Genomic DNA, 18,941 nt, shown 5'->3' on the forward strand with positions numbered 1-18,941 from the left:
CGATGCACGTACCTGAAGCAGCGCCCCTCAAGAGGCCGCCTCCCTTTCTTGCCACGAAGGTTTTTCCGCCGCGCCTGCCCGCGGGATTGATTGATCGGCCCCGGCTCGTCAGTCTTGCCGAGCAGACCGAAAACAGTCGGCTGACAGTCATCAAGGCACCCGCCGGCTATGGCAAGACGTCGCTCGCGCTCACCTGGCTCAGCCGGCTGCGGGCGAGCGGCGCGCAGATCGCATGGCTCGCGCTCGACAGCGAGGACGACGAACCGGCGCGCTTCTTCCATCATGTGGCGCGGGCGCTGCACAACGCCTGCTGCAATGTCGGCGCTTCGGCAATCGGCCTCACGACAGAGGCGTCGCTGGTTCCCGCGCACGCCGTCGTATCGACGCTGATCAACGAGCTCGTCGACGTCGACGACGATGTCTATCTCTTCCTCGACGACTATCACCTGATCAGCCTTCCCGCGATTCACGAAGCGATGTCGTTCTTCATCGCGAACGCGCCATCCAATGTGCACGTGGTGGTGTGTACGCGCACGGACCCCGCGCTGCCGCTCGCGAGGCTGAGGGCGCAAAACGATCTGATGGAAATCGACGCGTCGGCGCTGCGTTTTAACTTCGACGAAACGTGCAGCTTTGTCGAACACGCATGCCCGGGCAAGCTGCGCGCCACGGGCGTCAAGTCGCTGTTCGCGAACACCGAAGGGTGGGCCGCGGCGTTGCGCATTTCGGCGTCGGTGCTATTGCGGGAGGAAGCCAAACTCGGCTGGGAACCGGCTGTGCCATCCGGCGCGTCCCGGCCGTTTGCGGCCTACCTCCAGGACATACTCGAACGCCTGCCGCCCAGGATGGTCGAGTTCATGCTGCGCACAGCGATACTCGAGCGGCTAACCGCGTCGTTGTGCGAAGCGCTGACCGGCGCCGAATCCGGCCAGGCGATGCTGGAGACGATCGCCGCGCGCCAGTTGCTGCTGGAGCCGATGGATCTGGAGGGACACTGCTTCCGCTACCACCACCTGATGGGCGAGTACTTGCGCCAGCGGCTGGAAACGCAGTATCGCGATGAGGTGGCGGACCTGCATCGCCGCGCGTGCCAGTGGTATGCGGAGCAGGAACAGTGGACCGACGCCGTCAGGCACGCGATCGCCGCGGGCGCGACCGACGAGGCGATCTCGTTGATGGGCCACTGCGCGATGGCGCTCGTCAAGAAAGGCGATCTGCTCACGCTGCTCGGCTGGCAACGGCGGTTTCCGGCACATCTCATGCGCGGACAGGTCAAGGTCACGCTTGCGATCGCGTGGGGCATGGCGCTCGCGATACGTTCCGACGAGGCGCTCGCGATGCTGGACGCGGTCGAGCGCGACGCCGACGCGAACGCCGACCCCGGCAACATCCGCTGGGAATGCCAGGTGATCCGCGCGGTCGTAGCGGCGCTGCAGGACGATCCGCAACGGGCGCTCGCGATCGCACAGCCGTGCCTCGAGCGGCCGTCGAACGACCTCTGGACCACGAATGTCGCGTCCAACGTCGTGCGCTTCGGGCACTGGAAAGCGGGCAACCTCGACGCGCTCCATGCGACGCCGTGGATCCCCTATTCGCTCGAAGAAGACCAGCGTAATGTGTTCGCTTCGGCCTACCGGCTCTGCCTGCTCGGCCATGCGGAGATGCAGCAGATGCACTTCGGGTTGGCGGAGCGGTATTTCATGGAGGCGCTGCAACTGGCCGAGCTTCATGCCGGTCCGCAATCCATCTCCACCGCGTTGTGCGCGCCGATGATCGCGCAGATCAGATACGAGCAGGGCCGGCTCGACGAGGCCGAAGCATTGCTTGCCGATCTTATGCCGGTGATCGAGCTGGCTGTCCTGCTGCTCGACAGCACGTTGATCGCCTACCGGTTGCTCGTCCGGATCGCAGCCGCGCGGTCCAATACCGCGCAAGCCTACGCGTTGCTCGATCAGGGACAGGCGCTGGGACACGCGCGCCGCTGGGACCGGCTGGTCGCGGCCGCCCTCGTCGAGCGCACGCGGCTCTATCTGGTGGAAGGAAGAACGGCGCAAGCCGCGGGATGTGTCGCGCAACTGAAGCAGTTCGCGGCCGCCGGCTCCGCCCCTTCGGGCACCGTCTCGTCAGAGACGCAGACCTATCACGCACTCGGCGCGGCTTATGTCGCGATGGCCGGGAAGCGACCGCAAGACGCTGTCGAGGCACTGACCGTCGCGCTGCAGGGCGCCAATGCACGGCATGCCGACTATCTCGCGCTGCGGCTACGAACCGTGCTTGCGCTTGTCTGGCTGAGTGCGAACGAACGGGCCCGCGCCGTCGAAATCTTTCGCGAAGTCCTGAAGGACGCCGCGGCAGCCGGTATCTACCAGTCGATCATTGACCTGTGTCCGGAAATCGGCTCGCTGCTGCAGGCTGTTCGCGACGACACGCACCCGAGCGCGCAGTCGCAGGACATGCTGCGCTATATCGATCATTTGCTCGACGGCTGGCGCGCACTGTACCAGCGGGACAGGAAACCCGAACTCGACACCGAGCGGGCGTCTCTGAGCGCACGGGAACGCAATATCGTCGGCCTGATCGCAGAGGGGCAGTCGAACAAGGAAATCGCGCGCACCCTCGGCATTGCGCCGGAAACCGTCAAGTCGCACGTGAAGAGTATCTTCGTGAAGCTGTCGGTCGACAAACGCGCACAGGCGGTTGCGCGCGCGCAGGCGCTGGGGCTCGTCGGGAGCGGCTAGCCCTGACGGCTGAAACCACGCACGCAAAGAGCAGCGCGATCATGACCACGAGCAGACATGTCGCGCTCCGCCGCATCTGCTTCAAACGCAGGGCTTTCCGATACGCCGGCGCATCGGCCGCAGCGCGCCGCGGACCTTCTCCGCCGTTCGCGAGAAAGCTCAACTCGCCTCCCGCCGCAGGAACTGGCGCACCACCGGCGCGACGTCGTTCGCGCGCGTGATGAGAAACAGGTGGCCGTCGTCGATGACATGAAGGCTCGCGTGGCGGATGCGAGCCGCAAGAATCTTCGCGTTGGCAAGCGGTACGATCGGGTCGTCGTTGCCGTGCATCACGAGCGTGGTCTGGCGCAACGCGCCAAGCCAGGGCAGGCTGCTCCAGCCCGAAGCAGCCAGCAACTGGTAGAGGTAGCCGCGGCCGCGCGGCGCCTGGATGTGGCGGCCATGTTCCTTCAGCAGCGACGGATCCCGCCGGTACGCGCCGCCATAGATTTCCGCGCCCACCTGCTGGAGGTAGTCCGGATCGGTATAGCGGCGTGGCCCGATCAGCTTCGTCAACACCGAAAGCTTCGCCGGCACCATGATGACGCCCGGCGAGGTCGCCGCGAGAATCAGCCTGCGGCAGCGCACCGGATAGAGACGCGCGAATTGCTGCGCGAGCGCGCCGCCCCACGATACGCCGAGCACATCGACAGGCCCGTCGTAGCCGAGCCGCGACAGCAGCCTGTCGGTCAGCACCGACAGCGTCGAGAAGCGGTACGGCACGAGGGGCGCGGGCGAGCCGCCCACACCGGGGATGTCGAAGATGATGACGCTCACATCCTCCAACGCGGCGACGAACGGCTCCACCAGTTCAAGGTTGGCGCCGATGCCGTTGAAAATGAGGAGCGGCGGCGAAGCGTCGCTGCCCTTGCACGTCGCGACACGCAGGACCTGGCCGTCCAGATCGACCATCTGGACCTGCATACCGCAGAAAGACTCAGGGGTGAGTTGCATCTCTGTCATCCGGACGACCTTTTGGCGGAACACTTCATCGGGGGTTCGGCATGCCATATCACCATACCGAGTTACTTCTTCGGTTGCAGGAGCGTTTTCAACTCCTTGTGCAAGGCCTGTTGAACCACTTCGCCGGCGTTCGCGGGCTGGCTTGTCGATGCGGCGAGCCGCGCGCCGAACGACTGGAGTTCGGTGAACATCGCGCGCATGATTTCCGCCTGCTTCCGGGCGAGTGACTGCACGCCCACGAACGCGGCCGTGTTGGCTTCGGCGAGCGCCTCGATATCCTTGCGACGCGACTCGAGGATCTTCCCGACGTCGACGCCAGGCAATTTGAACTGTCCGAAGACCTTGGTGTACTCAGCGAAAATACTATTCGGGTTGGTTGAATCCATGATTCGAATCTCCACAAAATTGCATCTGGAAAATAATGGCCATAACCCGGCCAATCAGGGTGTGTGTCAAGCTTCCATTACGTAGGTCCCGGGCGCCTTGATGCCCGCCGGATGCCGCTCGCTGCCGAGCGCCGTCGGTGCCGCACGACTTTCGCCGGAACGCTCGCGCAGCCAGTCCGCCCAGTTTTTCCACCACGAATCCTTTTCGGCCTGTGCGCCGGCCAGCCATGTTTCGGCATTCGCCGGCAGTTCGGGATTGAGGAAGAACTTCGCCTTCGGATTGCCGGGCGGGTTGACCAGGCTCTGAATGTGCCCGCTCGAACTCAGCACGAACCGCGTGTCGCCGCCGAAGGTACGCGCCGTGTTGTACACGCCTTTCCACGGCGTGATGTGATCCGTCATACCGGCCACCACGTACTTGTCGCACGTGACGCCGGCAAGGTCGATCGGCGTGCCGAGCACCGTCAGCGCGCCAGGCTTGCTGAACAGGTTGCCCGCGAAGATGTCGAGCAACTGGCCATGCAGCCGCGCGGGCAGCCGGGTCGCGTCGTTATTCCAGTAGAGGATGTCGAACGCGGGCGGCGCCTTGCCCAGCAGATAGTTGTTAACCCAGTAATTCCACACCAGATCGTTGGGCCGAAGCCATGCGAACACGCGTCCCATCTCCTCGCCGGCGAGCACGCCCTTCGATATGCTGTTCTGCTTCGCCGCCGCGATGGCTTCGGGCGTCGCGAAGAGACCGAGCTGCGAGTCGGCCGAGCTGTCCAGCACGGCGACCATCAGCGTCGCGGCGTTGACGGTCTTTTCACCGCGGCTCGCGAGGTGGCCGAGCAGCGCCGAAATCGTCATCGCGCCGGAGCACGCGCCGTGCAGGTTCACATCGTCGCTGCCGGTGATATCGCGCACCGCCGCGATCGCGTCGATAAGCGCGCTGACATAAGTGTCGAGATCCCAGTGGCTCTGTGCCGCGGTGGGGTTGCGCCAGCTCACCGCAAACACCTGGAACTCGCTCTTCACCAGATGGTCGACGATGCTCTTGCCTTCGGACAAATCGAACACATAGAACTTGTTGATCTGCGGCGGCACGATCAATTGCGGGCGGCTATAGACCTTCGCGGTCGCCGGCGCATACTGGATCAGCTCGAGCACCTCGTTGCGAAACACCACCGCGCCCGGCGACGTGCCGAGATTCTTGCCCACCTCGAACGCGCTCCTGTCGACCTGCGCGGGCATGCCCTGGTTCTGCAGCATGTCCGTCACGAGGTTCTTCGCGCCGCCAATGAAGCTCGCGCCGCCGGAATCGACAAGCTTCTTCACCGCCGCGGGATTGCCGAGCAGCGTGTTCGTCGGCGACAGTGCGTCCGTGACCAGCGACATCACGAACTGCGCGCGCTCCTTGCTCTTCGGGTCCAGCGCGGAACGCTCGACGAATCCGGTCATCGCGTTGCGCCATGCAAGATAGCTCTGCAGCGTGAGGCGGTAGAACGAATTGTCGCGCCACGCGGGGTCGGCAAAACGCTTGTCGCCCGGCGGCGGCGTAACTTCCGCACTGCCATACAGCGCGGCGATCAGCTCGCGCACGAGCGCCGCTTCCTGCTCCATGAGCAGCGCGGGTTGCCGCAGCGCCTGGGTGCCGATCTGTTGCGCGGTCGCCAGAAAGTCGCGTGGACGCAGCCCGACAAACGGGTTGGGGCCCAGCATGCCTTCGGTGGCGGACGCCGAGAGATCGTCCGTCTGGTCGATTCGCGACGGTTTGTCAGTTGTTGCTGCCATCTTGATGCTCCTCAAACAACGCATTCAGCTTTGTCAACGGGTAAGGGTCAAGCCACCAGCATCGCCAGCGACTCGGCAATCAGGGCCGGCTTGTCCTCGCCCTCGATCTGCAACTCGTTCATCGTCTTGACGATGATCCGTGCGCTGCCCTTCTTCTCCACGGATACGAGGGTCACGCGGTTGCGCACCCGCGCGCCGGCCTTCACCGGCGTCATGAAGCGCACCTTGTCCAGCCCGTAGTTGAGACCGGCCGACGCATCCTCGGGGATGAGACCGATCTCGATCGCGAGCGCCGCCAGCAGCGAGAGCGTCAGATAGCCGTGCGCGATCGTGCCGCCGAACGGGCTCTCGCGCTTCGCGCGCTCCACGTCCACGTGAATCCACTGCCGGTCCCCCGTGCACGCCGCAAATGCGTCGATGCGCGCCTGATCAACGACAACCCAGTCCGACAGGCCCAGCTCGCGGCCAACGAAGTCGTCAATTTTTGCAATGCTGTATTCCTTGATGCTCATCGTGTCTGCTCCTGGTCACCGGTTACGCGAACTGCTCGCGCAGCCACTTCTTGTTCATCTTGCCGACGCTCGTCTTTTCCAGTGCGTCGACGAATTTGACGGTCTGCGGCACCGCGTACTTCGAGATCTGCCCTGTGTGGCTGAACTGGAGAACGTGCTGCCTGATTTCGTCCTCGGTGATCCTGCCGTTCTCCTTGAGCACCACCAGCGCCACCGGACGTTCGCCCCACTTCTCGTCCTTGATCCCGATCACCGCGACTTCCGACACGTCCGGGTGCAGCGAGATCAGGCTTTCGATCTCGAGCGACGAGATCCATTCGCCGCCCGACTTGATCACGTCCTTGATGCGGTCGGTGATCTGCAGATTGCCGGTGGTATCGATGTTCGCGATGTCTTGTGTATGCAGGTAGCCGCCGGCCCAGAGCTGTTCGGACGCTTCCGGATTGTTCAGGTACCCCTGGGTGAGCCACGGCGCACGCGCGACGATCTCGCCGTATGCCTTGCCGTCGTGCACGACGTCCTCCATGTTGTCGTTGACGATGCGCAGATCGACGAGCGGAACCGGCAGTCCGGTCTTGCAACGCAGGCGGACTTCTTCGTCGAGGTCGAGCGGCTCGCTGCGCGGCTGCAGTTGCGCGAGACTCAGCACCGGGCAGGTCTCGGACATCCCGTAGCCTGCGAACACGTCGATGCCGCGCTCGAGTGCGGCGCGCGCAATGCCGTGCGGCAACGCGCCGCCGCCGATGACGATCTTCCACTTGCTGAAGTCCACCGACTTTCCTTCGGGACAGTTGAGCAGCATGTGCAGGATCGTGCTCACACAGTGCGAAAACGTGACGCCCTCGTCTCGCACCAGCTGCACCAGACGATCCGGCATATAGCGGCCAGGATAGACCTGCTTCGCGCCCAGCACCGTCGCGATGTACGGCATGCCCCATGCGTGCACGTGGAACATCGGCGTGAGCGGCATATAGACGTCGCCACGGTGAAAGCGCTGACCCGACACCGGGCTCGCCAGCGCGGCCATCAGCGTGATCGTGTGCAGAACCAGTTGACGATGCGAGAAGTACACGCCCTTCGGCAGGCCGGTCGTGCCCGTCGTATAGAACGTGGTGGCCCTGGTGTTTTCGTCGAAATCCGGGAAGTCGTAGTGCGTCGCACTCGCCGCCAGCATCGCTTCATATTCCGTCGCGAACGGGATGGCGTGCGCGCATGCGTCGCTGTCCGGCTCGTCGATCCGCACAAAGATGCGTACCTTTTCCAGCTGATCCTTGATCGTTTCCAGCACCGGCAGAAAATCGGTGTGAACGAGCAGGACTTCCGCTCCCGCGTGGTTGATCGTGTAGACGATCTCGGCCGGCGACAGTCGCACGTTGACCGTCTGCAGCACCGCGCCCATCATCGGCACCGCGAAGTAACACTCGAGATAGCGGTGGCTGTCCCAGTCCATCACGGCGACCGTGCTGCCGTGCCGCACGCCGAGCCCGTCGAGGCCATTGGCGAGCCGCGCGATACGTTCCTGCAGCGTGGTGTAGGTCATCCGCAGCTGCCCGCGGTAGACGATTTCCTGGTCCGGCGCCTGAGCGAACGGCGTGTGCAACAGATGCTTGATCAGCAGCGGATAGGCATGGTTGGATGGCGTCGAGTCTTGCACTGCGTCCTGCATCAACATCTCCTTGAGTCGAGAAAATAGACTGCGGGCTGACACAGGTTCGTCGTTATATGTCGCGTACGCTGGCATCCCGAGTGACGCCATCATCGGCGCGATTGCGATCCGGAAATATCCCTCGAACGGGGGAGCGGTAGGGGCGACGCGGGGGATGCCAGTCACGGCGGCGCTGCGGTCTGATCTGAACAAACTCGCGGACCGCCCCTGTGGCGGCCCGCGCGGGAGTTACGGCGCAGCGGCAACCGGCTGCCAACTCACGACAGAACATTGATCAGGGCAGCCGCCCGGCAGTTCGATCTGCGTACCAGGCTGACGATCAGTTGAGACGGAATAACTACGGGGCATTAGCTGTTGTCCGTTTGATGCCGCGCGCTCGTTGGACGCGCCCTGTCGTTGTAGTCTCAGCGCCCTTCCTTTTTCGCCAGCCAATCATGACGCCATTCGATCCAGATCACCTGCTCCGCCCCATCGATGACAGCACGCCGACAGGCGAAAACCTCGAATACGATCCAGAGTTCATCGCGCTGGAGCGCCTCGCCACACCGACATCCGAGCGGGCGATGGGCGACAGCCTGAAGGCCGCCGTAGAACCGGACTGGGATAAGGTGGCAACCGCCGCCGAGGCTTTGTTCAACCGTACCAACGACCTGCGTGTGGCCATCCATCTGACCGCCGCTTCGACCCGCATTCATGGCATTGCAGGCTGGAGCGCCGGTCTGGGGCTGGTTCGCGGTCTGCTGGAACGTTACTGGGAAGCGGCGCATCCGCAATTGGACGCCGCCGACGACAACGACGCTACCGCGCGCACCAACGCGATCATGCCGCTCGGCGATCCCCGGAGCGTACTCGCCTATTTCCGCAACGCGCCCTTCGTGAGCTCACCGCGACTCGGCCGCTTTTCGTTGCGTGATCTGCGTATCGCGACAGGCGCAATCACCCCGCCACCCTCTGCGGAGGGCCTGCCTGCGCCCACGCTGATCGACCTCGAAGCGTGCTGCATGGATTGCCCCGAACACCAGTTGCCCGATGCGGCCGCAGCACTCGCGATGGCGCTAGAGCACGCGCGCGCCATTGATGCAATTGCGAGCGAAAAGCTGGGTACCGCTGGACCCGATCTGGCCCACCTGACCGACGATATCGAAGAGTTGAAGAAGTTCGTCGATGCACAGTTGGCGCGGCGCTTTCCAGAGCGCGGCGAAGCGCTCGCCGCCGGATTGGTGTCGACCGGCGAAGACGCGCCCACGAACCCTGCCCCTCGGCGCGATAACGGACGAATCCAGGGACCCGATGACGTCGTCCTGTGCATCGACGAAATCTGCGACTACTACGAACGTCACGAACCGTCCAGTCCGCTGCCGATCCTGCTCAAGCGAGCCAGACGTCTGGTCGGCAAGCGCTTCGCGGAGGTCCTTCAAAACATCGCGCCCGGCGGCCTCGCAGAACTGCAGACGCTATCCGGGCCGGACGAAGAATGATCCCTGCAGATCGGTGCAACATCGAGCGGCTGTTGCGCTCGGACTGGCTGCTTCGAAAACGCGGCTCAATATGCGAAGACAAACCAGCAAAACAGCATGACGCCCACCGCGGCCACGCCGAGCAGCACGGCGCCCCACGCGGCGAGCGGTCGCGCGCCGAGGTCCGTGCGCACTGCCCCCCCTTCAGCACTTGCCGCACTTCCGGCATCGTGACCTTCCGCCGACACGTCCGGCTGTTGCATGACGCCCGACAGCACGACCCGCCGCACGGTGTCGCCTGTACCCGCAGTGTCCCGCCCCAGCGATTCGAACAACATGCGTCGGCGGTACCGGTATTCGTTGCGCTGAATCCGCTGTAGTCGATGGGCTTCGTCGAGCGCGCGCAATGCGTCGTTGACCTGCTGCTCGTCCACACTCATGCCTGCTGCCTCCTCGGTCGCAGCCACTCGCACTGCACGACATCGCTGCGGACCGACAGCGCGGGCGGCACGATAGTCATGCCGTGGTTGCGGCGCACGGATGCCGATAACGCACCGGCCATCTGTGCGGACGATGAAGTGGTGGAACGCGCGCCAGTTCTCGCGGGTGCCGACCCGCTGCGAAGAACGTCGATCTGACGCTCACAACGTGTCCTGAAAGCGTCGGATAGCGCGGCCAGCTTCGGCGTGCGCCCGTGATAAGCGGAAGGGATGGGGTCCGGATGGTTCATGGCGGAAATTTCACGATGCTTCGAGCCGCACGATGACGGCGGAAATGTTGTCGCGCGCGCGACGCGCAAGGGCGAGCTCGAACAGGCGCTCGATCTGCCGGCGTGGACTGTGCTGCTCGCGACAGGCGGCGGTCAATTCGCCATCACTGAGCTCCTTGTTGACGCCATCCGAGCACAGCAGGAACTGCATGCCGGGACGGCTGCCGGCCATGGCCCAGTCGACGTAGAGCGTCTCGTCGACGCCGACCGCCCGGGTCAGCACGCCAGTGCCCACGCCTGCCGGCGCGCGTGGTCCGAAATGCGTGATGTCGACCGGTTGACCATGCACGTGGTCGCGAGTGAGTTGCGTCAGTGCGCCGTTTTCCTGAACGTACACGCGGCTATCGCCGACCCAGCCGCACAGCACGAACTGCTGGTCATGCACCAGCAGCGCGACGGTCGAACCGATCACGTCGGTTTGTCGCGCGACGGCGGCCTCGCGCAGTTCGGTGTTCACCTGCTGCAGGCTGTCTTCGATCGCAGCAATGAAGTCGAAGACGCTGCCTTCGCGCGTCAGCGCACCAAGGCGTTCGATGATCAGCGTGCTCGCGTAGTCGCCGGCCGAATGGCCGCCCAGACCGTCGGCCACAGCCCACAGTCCGAGGTCCTCGCGAACCAGAATCGCATCTTCATTGCGGCGGCGCACCTTGCCTGTCTCGGTGCGGCCGGCGGAGCAACAATGCGTCGTCATGAGCCGGCTTCGATCACGGCCAGCGGCCATTGCGCGGGCTGCGTGCCGAGGCCCGCGCACATCGCGAGATGCAGGCGGGCGTCCTCGTTCGTGGTCAATGCCAGCGCCTCGAGCAGACACGCGTGCGGAAGCTGGATGAGCGCGCGGCTGACGAGCAACAGCAGGCGATCGTCATCCTCGAGCGTGATGCACGCTTCGTCGCAATCCGGCTCTTCGGAGGCGCCGATGCCGGGCATCGCGAGCCATGCATCGCCGAACAGCAGATCGTCAAATTCGCCGCCCGCGCCTGCCGCCCGCTCGACGAACAGTGGTTGCAACTGGCCGCGCCGCCAGTGCCAGGCTGCTGCGGCGCCGATCCGCAGCAGTCGCACCTGCGCTGCGTCAAAGCGCGCGACGAGGGCAGCGCCGTTTGCTGCCGCTGCGTGGCGCGCATCGTGCGCATCGTGCCGGGCGCCGCGCAGTTGCGCGTGCAGCGCCAGCAGGCCGGTCCGCAGACTGGGCAGATCCGCCGCACTGCGCTGCGCCGTCTCGCGGATGGCGCGCGCTGCACGTTGGTGCGAGTGAGACGGGCCGTCATCGGCACTCAGCACCAGCGTGCGGCCGTCGTCGAGTAGCAGCAGCGCATCGCTGGCATCTGCAGCGTGACCGGCTGCCGATGAACCGACGGGCAACACTCGATCATCGTGACCATCCTCCGCGTGCAGACCGGATTGCCCGGCAGCGATCTCTTCATCGCCCGGCAACGCAACAGACTCCCACTGACGAGCGGATGCCGAGCCGAACTCGCGCAGCGCATCGCCCATGTCACCCATGTCACCCACGTCGCCCACCCTCGACACCACCGGCTCCAGTAGCGCTGCGTAGCTCGACGGCAAACCACGCGTCGCCAGCAGGCACGCAGCACGTTCGGTCCACCAGAGGCACCACGGCCCCGGCCGCTTGCCGAGTTGCGACCATGCCTCGGCCAGCACCATCCCATCGGCCGCGCCTTCGGGCATCGCCAGTCGCCATTGACCGCCGTCCCACGGCAGCGCGCGCCAGAACGCAGCCATGTCGGTCGCTGGTCGCACGTGCGTCAGCGGACCGGGCAACGCCGCCACGCGCACATCGAAGGTTTCGACACTCACGACCTCGTGCTGCGCACTGCGATAGACGCGCTCGAGCGCGTCGAACCACGCATGATTGCCGAGCACGGTCGCGACATCGCCGCCACAGGGCGCAGCCAGCACCATCGGAAAGGCACGGCCGAGCCGATCGACGGCCGGTCCGATCAGACCGCACCACGCGACGTTGCCGCACACCGGTGCGGGCAGCACGAAGCGCCACGCCGCGCCCTGTCGCCATGCGGCGTCCCAGTGCGCTCCGAGTTCGCGGCGCCCGGTTTCGACCGCGCGCTGGAAGTCACGGTCCCAGTCTTCGACGAACGCGGACGGCAGCCGTCGCTGAACAAAATCGCCCGCGCTGGGCAATTTCCCGAAGAAGCCGACTCCACCGTTCATCGCGGACACCTGAAACGACGGACTTCGTCGTTGAGGAACGGGTTCTTCAGACTCGCGGGCGCGATCGGCAGCTTCACTGCATGGCCGCCGAAGTCGAAGGTCGCGCGATAGCGCAGGTCGCTTTGCTTTTGCAGACGGGCCGCATCGAGCGCGTGGAAGAACGCCCAGTCGCCATTGAATTTCAGCGGCGTGCCGACCGGCTGGCCGGACGCATCGAACGCACTGACGACCACGTGTCCGGGCTGCGGTCCAGGCCACGTCATCGTCATGCTCGCGGGGCCGTTCGCCGCGTAGTCGTACTTCTGCCCGTCGATTTCGACGGTCAGCTTCGCGATTGCCGGATCGAGCTGCGGCGCGAGCAGCGTAAAGCCGACCTGCAGTTGCGCGCCGTTGCGGAAATAGATCTGGCGGATCGCGTCGGCACTCTGCGCTTCGCTCAGCACGGCGTCGGGGCCGGTAGGCGCGCCGGGCTTCCAGCGCCAGTTGCGGCCACTCGTGTCGACTGATTTCGCGAGCGTCGACTTGAAGAAACTGTCGAACCGTCCGCCATTGCCGAACAGCTCGGCGAAGTTCTGCACGGGGATGTCCGATGCACGGTTCGACGCAAACGGATAGCGGCCATCGACAAAGCTCGCGCAGTCGTTGCCCGCTGCCTCGCGAAACTGGCTGGCGAGCGCGGCGCTGCTTCCGCTCGCGACCAGATCCGCACTCTTGCCGGTGAGGCCGGAAATCAGCGAAGCCACCTGCGGCGGCAACTGGTCGCTCTCCTGGCGCGCCGCGAGCACGGCCGGATCGTTCTGCGCGCCGGGTGCGCTCAGGTCAGTCATCGTCAACAGGTTCTTGCCGAGCTGGTCGAGCACGGTGGACATCTGATCGAGCGGCGTCGAGCCCGGCGTGCCGACGCTCATCTGGTTCAACTGCGCGAAATGCGCCTCGATGGCGGCGCCCGCCCGGCTGGCCGGCGCTTCGCCCGAACCCGGTTTGGTGCTTGCGGTGCCGTTGGTCGTGGTGCCGTCCGGCAACGTTGCGCCCGCATCGCGCAATTCGCCGGCAAGGCGCGTGTTCGCGGCGCGTCTCGCGACCAGGTTCTCGCCTACAGACGCCGCCTGCGCGCCCACCGCCGAAGCCGACAAGGCCGATGAAGCCGAAGTTGCACCGTCAGCCGTGGCGCCGCGCAACATGTCACTGGTGTTGTCATGCACGAGATGCAGCAGCGCTTTCAGCGGCGAACTCGGACCCGACAGTTTCGCGGCCAGCGCACTCGCGGCCTGAATGTCGGACACCGGCTGAAGTTGCAGATCGGCGAGCAATGCGTCCCACGCCTTGATGTAGTCCTGCTCGTACAGTGCCAGCACCTGCTGTTCATAGCGCGAGCGCGCGAGCGGATCGATGCGGCTGGCGTTGAAGACCCAGTAGTCCTTCACGAAGCCGTCCACCGATCGATCGATTCCGCCGTTCACCTCGGCGGCGAAAACCGGCCTCGTGAACAGCGCGGGGAACGGTTGCGAAAGCGGCGCGCCACTCTTGCGGCGAAACACGCTGCCAAGCAGTCCGAGCGACTGGTCGAGTCGCACCGGCGGCGCCCCCGAACGCCCGGCGTCGAGCTGGACGCTGCCGTAGATCAGCGTCGCGAGATCGGCGGTCTTCAGCGTCGCGCGTGCCTGATCGATCAGCGCGTTGTCGAGCGTCAGCGCGCGCGGCTTCGCCGGATCGTCGACCAGCGCGGAAAAGTGTTTGTCGAGCGCGTTCTGGATCGCCGGGTCCTGCGGGAACATGCGTTGCCATTCGATGCGCGCGAGCGCGGCCAGCTCGCCGGGATCGAGATGCTGCGGCTGGCCGAGCATCAGATAGCCCTTCAGGTAGTCGTAGAGTGCCTGCGGAGCGTTGGCACTGGCGTTGAGTCCTTCCCGAAAGCGCACGCCGACGCCGGGCAGCAAGGTGCCGTCGAGTTCGCGCAGATACGCGGCATGCACCTGCCCGAACAACGCGTGTCCCTGGAACAGGCCGAAGCGCATCAGCCAGGGCACGTGGCCCTGATACTGGCCCGCGACGCCCTGCGCGCCGGAGATGACTTCGAGGCGCGCGAGCGCACGCGCGAAATACGTCTTGAGATCCGGTGCGCCGGCGAGGCTGCTGGCTGGCGGCAGGTCTTCCAGCGTGTCCTGCACCTGCGCGACGTAGAGACGGTTGCGCGTGTAACTGGTGGCGAAGCCGGTGATCAGCAGCGCCGTGACGAGCGCGATGCCGATATACATCCCGGCCTGCATCAGGAGCTTCTGCCGTTCCAGCCGTGGATTGGTGCCGGCGAGGCCCGACTCGCGGAACAGCACTTCCTTCAGCAGCCGTTCGACGAAAAAGGTCCGGCGTTGCGTGCCGCCGCCCTGCACGCGTGCCGCGTCGACGCCGAAGGTGCGCGCGACGGCGCTCAGCATGCGGTCGATCGGCGCGCCCTGCTGGGTGCCGGAGGTCAGATAGACGCCGCGCAACAGTGGCGATGCGCCGTACTGATGACGCCCGAACGCGCCTTCGACGAACTGCCGCGCAATTTCGCGAAACGCGCCGAGCTGCTGCGGAAAGCTGAGCACGGCGGCGCGTCGGCTGCGATCGCGCTCCCCGTGCAGACGCTCGATCACGCGCGTATTCAGACGCTCCAGCAACAGGTCGAACTCGCCCGCGAAGCGCGCGCAGGCGCTACCTTCGATACTCGCGTCGACGGGAAACGTCATGCCCCAGACCTGACTGCGCAGATCGGGCCCGAGATCGTCGAAGAACTCGGTGAAGCCCGCCACGAGATCGCACTTGGTGAACACGAGATACACGGGCACCGCCACCTTCAGGTGCTGCGCGAGTTCGTCGAGGCGCCGGCGCACGGTGCGGATGTGCTGCTGACGCGCGTCTTCGTCGAGCGTCAACAGATCGGACACGCTCATGGTCACGATCACGCCGTTCAACGGACGGCGCCGCCGATAGCGGCGCAATAGCGACAGAAACGCCTGCCATGCGGACGCGTCGGCGGCCGCATCGGAGTCCTGCGTCGTGTAGCGGCCCGCGGTGTCGAGAAACACCGCTTCGTCGGTGAACCACCAGTCGCAGTTGCGCGTGCCGCCGATGCCGCGCAGCGCCTCCTTGCCGAAGCGCTCCGAGAGCGGAAACTCGAGCCCGGAATTCTGCACCAGGGTGCTCTTGCCCGAGCCCGGCGGACCGATCACCACATACCACGGCAGCGCATAGAGATTGCTGCCATTCCTGCGGGTCTTGCGCAACATATCGATTGCTTCGCGAAAGCGACGCTGCAACTGCTCGCGTTCGGCGCTGCCGGGTTCGTCGAGCGGAAGCTGCGCGTCCTGTCCAGCCAGCTCGCCGGACAGTTGCGACGTCTTGCGCCGCGCGCGCCATTGCATGGCCTGTTCGACCAGCAGCCAGCCAAGCACGATCGCGAAGATCAGCGCCAGCCGGGCCGCGGCGCTCGCGAGCGGTTGCCGTTCTCCGATTCCGAGATAGGGGCCGCCCAGCCAGATCAGCGCAGCGATCAATAGCAATCCGATCGCGACGGTGAACCACCGGGACGTCACCCAGGTTTTCAGCGTGTTCATGGGTTCAGTGCTCCGGGATAAACAGGATTTCCACGCGACGGTTGCGCGTGCGGTTCGCCGGCAGATCGGCCGGCGTCGCGATCGGCTGCGACGAGCCAGCGCCGCTCGCTTCGAGACGACGCGGATCGTCGAGCCCCTGCGCGAGAATCTGCTGCGTGTTCTGCGCGCGCGCCGTCGACAGCGCGAAGTTGTCCTTGAAGGTCAGCGAACGCACGGGCTGGTCGTCGGTGTGGCCGACGACGATCACCCTGCCCTTCACCTGATTCAGCGCCGACGTGATCCGGTGCAGGAGCGACACCACGTCGGGCGCGATGTCGGCGCCGCCCGACGGGAACAGTTCGGCGGCGGCGAGACGCACCGTGGCGCGGCCATCGGTTTGTTCGTCGACGCTCAACTGGCCGGCCTGTTCCTGTGGCGCGAGCAGTTGCTTGAGCGTCACGCGCGCGGCCGTGGGCGCGGGCGTCGCGACGGTTTGCGGCGGCGGCGTGTTCTCGAGACCGATTGCGGCAAGCTGTGCGCCGACCGGCGCAGCGAGCGCGTTGAGCTTCGTGAAAAACACCAGGAATGCACCCAGCAGCACGACGGCCGCAGCCGACGCGGCGACCCACATCGGCACATGCCGCATCACCGGATTGCGGCGGTCTTCGACGCCGCGCCAATGCGGCGCCAGTTCCGCGGCGGGCGCTTCGCGCAGCCCGCGAATGCGTCGATAGAGATCATCCTGAATGTCGGCCAGGCGCGCGAGGCCGCCTGGTTCCACGAGATAGCGTCCGCCGAAGCCCAGCGCGAGACAGATGTACATCAGTTCGATCAGATCGAGATGGCGCGAGAAGTCGACGCTCAGGCGATCGAGGATCTGGAAGAACTTCGCGCCACCGTAGGCCTCGCCGTGGAATGTCACGAGCAGCGTCTTTTGCGCCCAGCCGCTCAGGTCGCCCCACGGCGCGTTGTTCACCGACTCGTCGAGCATCGTGCATAGCACGTAGCGCGCTGCCACGATGGTTTGCGTGTCGATGCCCGCGCCCTGTGCGTAGCGCTCGAAGCTGCGCACCTGTGCGACCGCCTGTTCGCGCAGACGGCCGACGTCGGTGGGCGGCGCAACGCTGTGCCGCAATTGCACCGTCAGCAGCAGCAGCGGATTGGCCGCACGGACGAGCGGATTGGCCGCACGGACGAGCGGATTGGCCGCACGGACGAGCGGATTGGCGACACCGCTCAGGAAGTCGCCCAGCTCGGCGCGCAGCGGCGGCGGGCCAGGCGGCTGCGACGGCCGGTTTGCCGGCATCACGCGCGAAGTGGGCGATGCCGGCCGCACGATGCGCGTGACGTCGCCGGCGTCGGTGTTGGGATCGGCGTTGGGATCGCCGTTGACGGCGCGCTGCGGGCGCACCATCGTCGCATCGCCGCGCCGGGTTGCGTCGGCGGAACGGTCATTGGTGGTATTCATGCGCGTACCGCCCACAGTTGCAGGTCGAGACCGGCGAAGCCGCTACCGAAGTGCATCGCGATGCCGCCGGACGTCTTCAACATGCGCCACATCGGCGAGTTTCTGTCGCACTCGAAATAGAGGAAGCCCGACATGTAGGGCAACTGGCGCGGCGCGACCGCCATCGGCGATACGCCGATGCCCGGCAGTTGCAGGTTCACCAGATCGCGGATCTTTTCCACGGGACCGATCTTCGATTGCGTCGGCAGTTGCCGGCGCATGTCTTCGGACTTCAGGTCGGCCTTCGCGGCGAGCACGAAGGTCGCCGTATCGAGCAGCGTGAGATCGGGCACCATGCCGACCCACACGCCATACTTGCGCTGCTGCAGCGGAATCGCCACAGCACTCTGTTCGAGCACCGCGCTCAACGCGATGCGCAGCGCCGCGATCACCGGCTCGAAGCTTTCGCGCAGCAGTTCGTGCCGATACGGCGGAAAAGCCTGCGCGCGCTTGCCCGGCGTCGTGAATGTAGCCAGCTCGCCGGCCAGTTCGAGCAGCAGCCGGTAAAGCGCTTCGGGGTGCAGCAGCGGCGCCTCGGCAAGATGCGCGACGAGCGGCTGATAGCGGTTGATCACCTGCAGCAGCAGAAAGTCCGCGATTTCCGCGGCACCGCCGCGATCGGTCTCGCTCACACGTCCTGCGAGCGCCTCGCCGCGCTGATGCAGCAGGCCTAGCAGCTCGGACAGGAAGGTGACAAGCCGCCCGGCCGCTTCAGTGCTCTGCGAGGTCGGCACGAAGCCATCGTCGAGGATCACCCGCCGATCGGCGCGGCATTCGACGACTCGTGCCAACGGAATCCGCATCAGGCCTTCCATCGGCTGCGATTCGGGTAAAAGACGTGTGCTCATGCCCGCGACTTCCAGCGCGGTGACGCCTTCCATGCTGCCCGACGCATCGCGCACTTCGGCTTCGCGCACGCGATAGCGGAACAGTTGATCGCTGCCGGCGCCGGGCCATGCGCTGTCCGGCTGCGTGGGCGAACGCAGCGGCAAGGTTAGATGAACGATCTGGTCGCGCCAGTTCGCATCGATATCGAGCGGCGGCGGCAGTGGATCATCGCCGGGCATTGCGAACGGCGTGCCGTCGGGAAACACGCCGCGTGCGCGCTTGATGCCGAGCTTGCCGATTGCGAGCAGATCGCTTTCCAGTTCGAGTTCGTGAAAGCCCCATGCGTGCGGACGCAGATTGCCCGCGCGCAGCTCGACGTAACGCTCGAAATAGCGTTCCTGCTGCTGCATGTGCTGCGGCCTGAGGAACAGGCCTTCGCTCCATACCACCTTGTTGCTCTGGGTCATGTCGGTGAACCGGATAGGGGTTGTCACACGTCGCGCGACGAGTGCGGGTCGCGACGGCCTCGGGCCTCGCCGCA

At 65.5% G+C, this 18,941-nt stretch carries 13 protein-coding genes; 2 read left to right on the forward strand and 11 right to left on the reverse strand.

The features are described from left to right. The first annotated feature begins 86 nt into the window (after positions 1–86). Positions 87–2,738 (forward strand): LuxR C-terminal-related transcriptional regulator, encoded by a 2,652-nt coding sequence (locus HDG32_RS05380; protein WP_260335789.1) that lies wholly within the window; start codon positions 87–89, stop codon positions 2,736–2,738. A 159-nt stretch (positions 2,739–2,897) separates the two neighbouring features. On the opposite strand, the gene phaZ is transcribed toward HDG32_RS05380, so the two are convergent. The 5 genes from phaZ to HDG32_RS05405 all read right to left on the reverse strand — a co-directional run bounded on the left by phaZ (position 2,898) and on the right by HDG32_RS05405 (position 8,077). Further along, the gene (gene phaZ / locus HDG32_RS05385; RefSeq protein ID WP_184064058.1) at positions 2,898–3,731 is read right to left on the reverse strand and encodes a poly(3-hydroxyalkanoate) depolymerase; all 834 of its coding nucleotides are present in this window, start codon (positions 3,729–3,731) and stop codon (positions 2,898–2,900) included. Positions 3,732–3,802: 71 nt separating this feature from the next. Then, the gene (locus HDG32_RS05390; RefSeq protein ID WP_184064061.1) at positions 3,803–4,126 is read right to left on the reverse strand and encodes a phasin family protein; all 324 of its coding nucleotides are present in this window, start codon (positions 4,124–4,126) and stop codon (positions 3,803–3,805) included. 66 nt (positions 4,127–4,192) lie between these two features. Beyond that, positions 4,193–5,899, reverse strand: coding sequence for an alpha/beta fold hydrolase (locus HDG32_RS05395; RefSeq protein ID WP_184064065.1), 1,707 nt, complete (start codon positions 5,897–5,899; stop codon positions 4,193–4,195). A gap of 47 nt (positions 5,900–5,946) precedes the next feature. After that, positions 5,947–6,411, reverse strand: coding sequence for a MaoC family dehydratase (locus tag HDG32_RS05400; RefSeq protein ID WP_184064068.1), 465 nt, complete (start codon positions 6,409–6,411; stop codon positions 5,947–5,949). A gap of 22 nt (positions 6,412–6,433) precedes the next feature. Beyond that, positions 6,434–8,077 carry a fatty acid--CoA ligase gene (locus HDG32_RS05405; protein WP_184064071.1) on the reverse strand — a complete coding sequence of 548 codons (1,644 nt, stop codon included), beginning with the start codon at positions 8,075–8,077 and terminating at the stop codon, positions 6,434–6,436. A 434-nt stretch (positions 8,078–8,511) separates the two neighbouring features. On the opposite strand from HDG32_RS05405, the gene tssA reads away from it, so the two are divergent. Then, positions 8,512–9,555 (forward strand): type VI secretion system protein TssA, encoded by a 1,044-nt coding sequence (gene tssA / locus HDG32_RS05410; RefSeq protein ID WP_184064074.1) that lies wholly within the window; start codon positions 8,512–8,514, stop codon positions 9,553–9,555. Positions 9,556–9,620: 65 nt separating this feature from the next. Here tssA and HDG32_RS05415 read toward each other — a convergent pair whose 3' ends face one another. The 6 genes from HDG32_RS05415 to tssK all read right to left on the reverse strand — a co-directional run bounded on the left by HDG32_RS05415 (position 9,621) and on the right by tssK (position 18,867). Further along, on the reverse strand, positions 9,621–9,974 hold the full coding sequence (locus tag HDG32_RS05415; RefSeq protein WP_184064077.1) for a hypothetical protein: 354 nt from the start codon (positions 9,972–9,974) through the stop codon (positions 9,621–9,623). A gap of 300 nt (positions 9,975–10,274) precedes the next feature. After that, positions 10,275–10,994: a PP2C family serine/threonine-protein phosphatase gene (locus HDG32_RS05420; RefSeq protein ID WP_184064080.1), complete on the reverse strand. Its 720-nt coding sequence runs from the start codon at positions 10,992–10,994 to the stop codon at positions 10,275–10,277. Next, the gene (gene tagF / locus HDG32_RS05425; RefSeq protein ID WP_184064083.1) at positions 10,991–12,493 is read right to left on the reverse strand and encodes a type VI secretion system-associated protein TagF; all 1,503 of its coding nucleotides are present in this window, start codon (positions 12,491–12,493) and stop codon (positions 10,991–10,993) included. Before tagF ends, HDG32_RS05420 begins: the two co-directional genes overlap by 4 nt. Beyond that, positions 12,490–16,086, reverse strand: a complete 3,597-nt coding sequence (tssM, locus tag HDG32_RS05430; protein ID WP_184064085.1) for a type VI secretion system membrane subunit TssM — start codon at positions 16,084–16,086, stop codon at positions 12,490–12,492. The genes tagF and tssM overlap by 4 nt, the downstream gene beginning before the upstream one ends. Before the next feature lie 4 nt (positions 16,087–16,090). Continuing rightward, positions 16,091–17,533 carry a type IVB secretion system protein IcmH/DotU gene (gene icmH, locus HDG32_RS05435; protein ID WP_184064087.1) on the reverse strand — a complete coding sequence of 481 codons (1,443 nt, stop codon included), beginning with the start codon at positions 17,531–17,533 and terminating at the stop codon, positions 16,091–16,093. After that, positions 17,530–18,867 (reverse strand): type VI secretion system baseplate subunit TssK, encoded by a 1,338-nt coding sequence (tssK, locus tag HDG32_RS05440; RefSeq protein WP_184064090.1) that lies wholly within the window; start codon positions 18,865–18,867, stop codon positions 17,530–17,532. The genes icmH and tssK overlap by 4 nt, the downstream gene beginning before the upstream one ends. Positions 18,868–18,941 lie beyond the last annotated feature (74 nt).

Origin of the sequence: Paraburkholderia sp. CI2 (assembly GCF_014201055.1) — a bacterium.
GTDB classification, from domain to species: Bacteria; Pseudomonadota; Gammaproteobacteria; order Burkholderiales; family Burkholderiaceae; genus Paraburkholderia; species Paraburkholderia tuberum.

Excerpts from the sequence above, each read along its gene's own strand:
- phaZ (WP_184064058.1), bottom strand. The coding sequence starts at position 3,731 with ATGCAACTCACCCCTGAGTCTTTCTGCGGTATGCAGGTCCAGATGGTC.
- HDG32_RS05390 (WP_184064061.1), bottom strand. The coding sequence starts at position 4,126 with ATGGATTCAACCAACCCGAATAGTATTTTCGCTGAGTACACCAAGGTC.
- HDG32_RS05395 (WP_184064065.1), bottom strand. The coding sequence starts at position 5,899 with ATGGCAGCAACAACTGACAAACCGTCGCGAATCGACCAGACGGACGAT.
- HDG32_RS05400 (WP_184064068.1), bottom strand. The coding sequence starts at position 6,411 with ATGAGCATCAAGGAATACAGCATTGCAAAAATTGACGACTTCGTTGGC.
- HDG32_RS05405 (WP_184064071.1), bottom strand. The coding sequence starts at position 8,077 with ATGCAGGACGCAGTGCAAGACTCGACGCCATCCAACCATGCCTATCCG.
- tssA (WP_184064074.1), top strand. The coding sequence starts at position 8,512 with ATGACGCCATTCGATCCAGATCACCTGCTCCGCCCCATCGATGACAGC.
- HDG32_RS05415 (WP_184064077.1), bottom strand. The coding sequence starts at position 9,974 with ATGAGTGTGGACGAGCAGCAGGTCAACGACGCATTGCGCGCGCTCGAC.
- HDG32_RS05420 (WP_184064080.1), bottom strand. The coding sequence starts at position 10,994 with ATGACGACGCATTGTTGCTCCGCCGGCCGCACCGAGACAGGCAAGGTG.
- tagF (WP_184064083.1), bottom strand. The coding sequence starts at position 12,493 with ATGAACGGTGGAGTCGGCTTCTTCGGGAAATTGCCCAGCGCGGGCGAT.
- tssM (WP_184064085.1), bottom strand. The coding sequence starts at position 16,086 with ATGAACACGCTGAAAACCTGGGTGACGTCCCGGTGGTTCACCGTCGCG.
- icmH (WP_184064087.1), bottom strand. The coding sequence starts at position 17,533 with ATGAATACCACCAATGACCGTTCCGCCGACGCAACCCGGCGCGGCGAT.
- tssK (WP_184064090.1), bottom strand. The coding sequence starts at position 18,867 with ATGACCCAGAGCAACAAGGTGGTATGGAGCGAAGGCCTGTTCCTCAGG.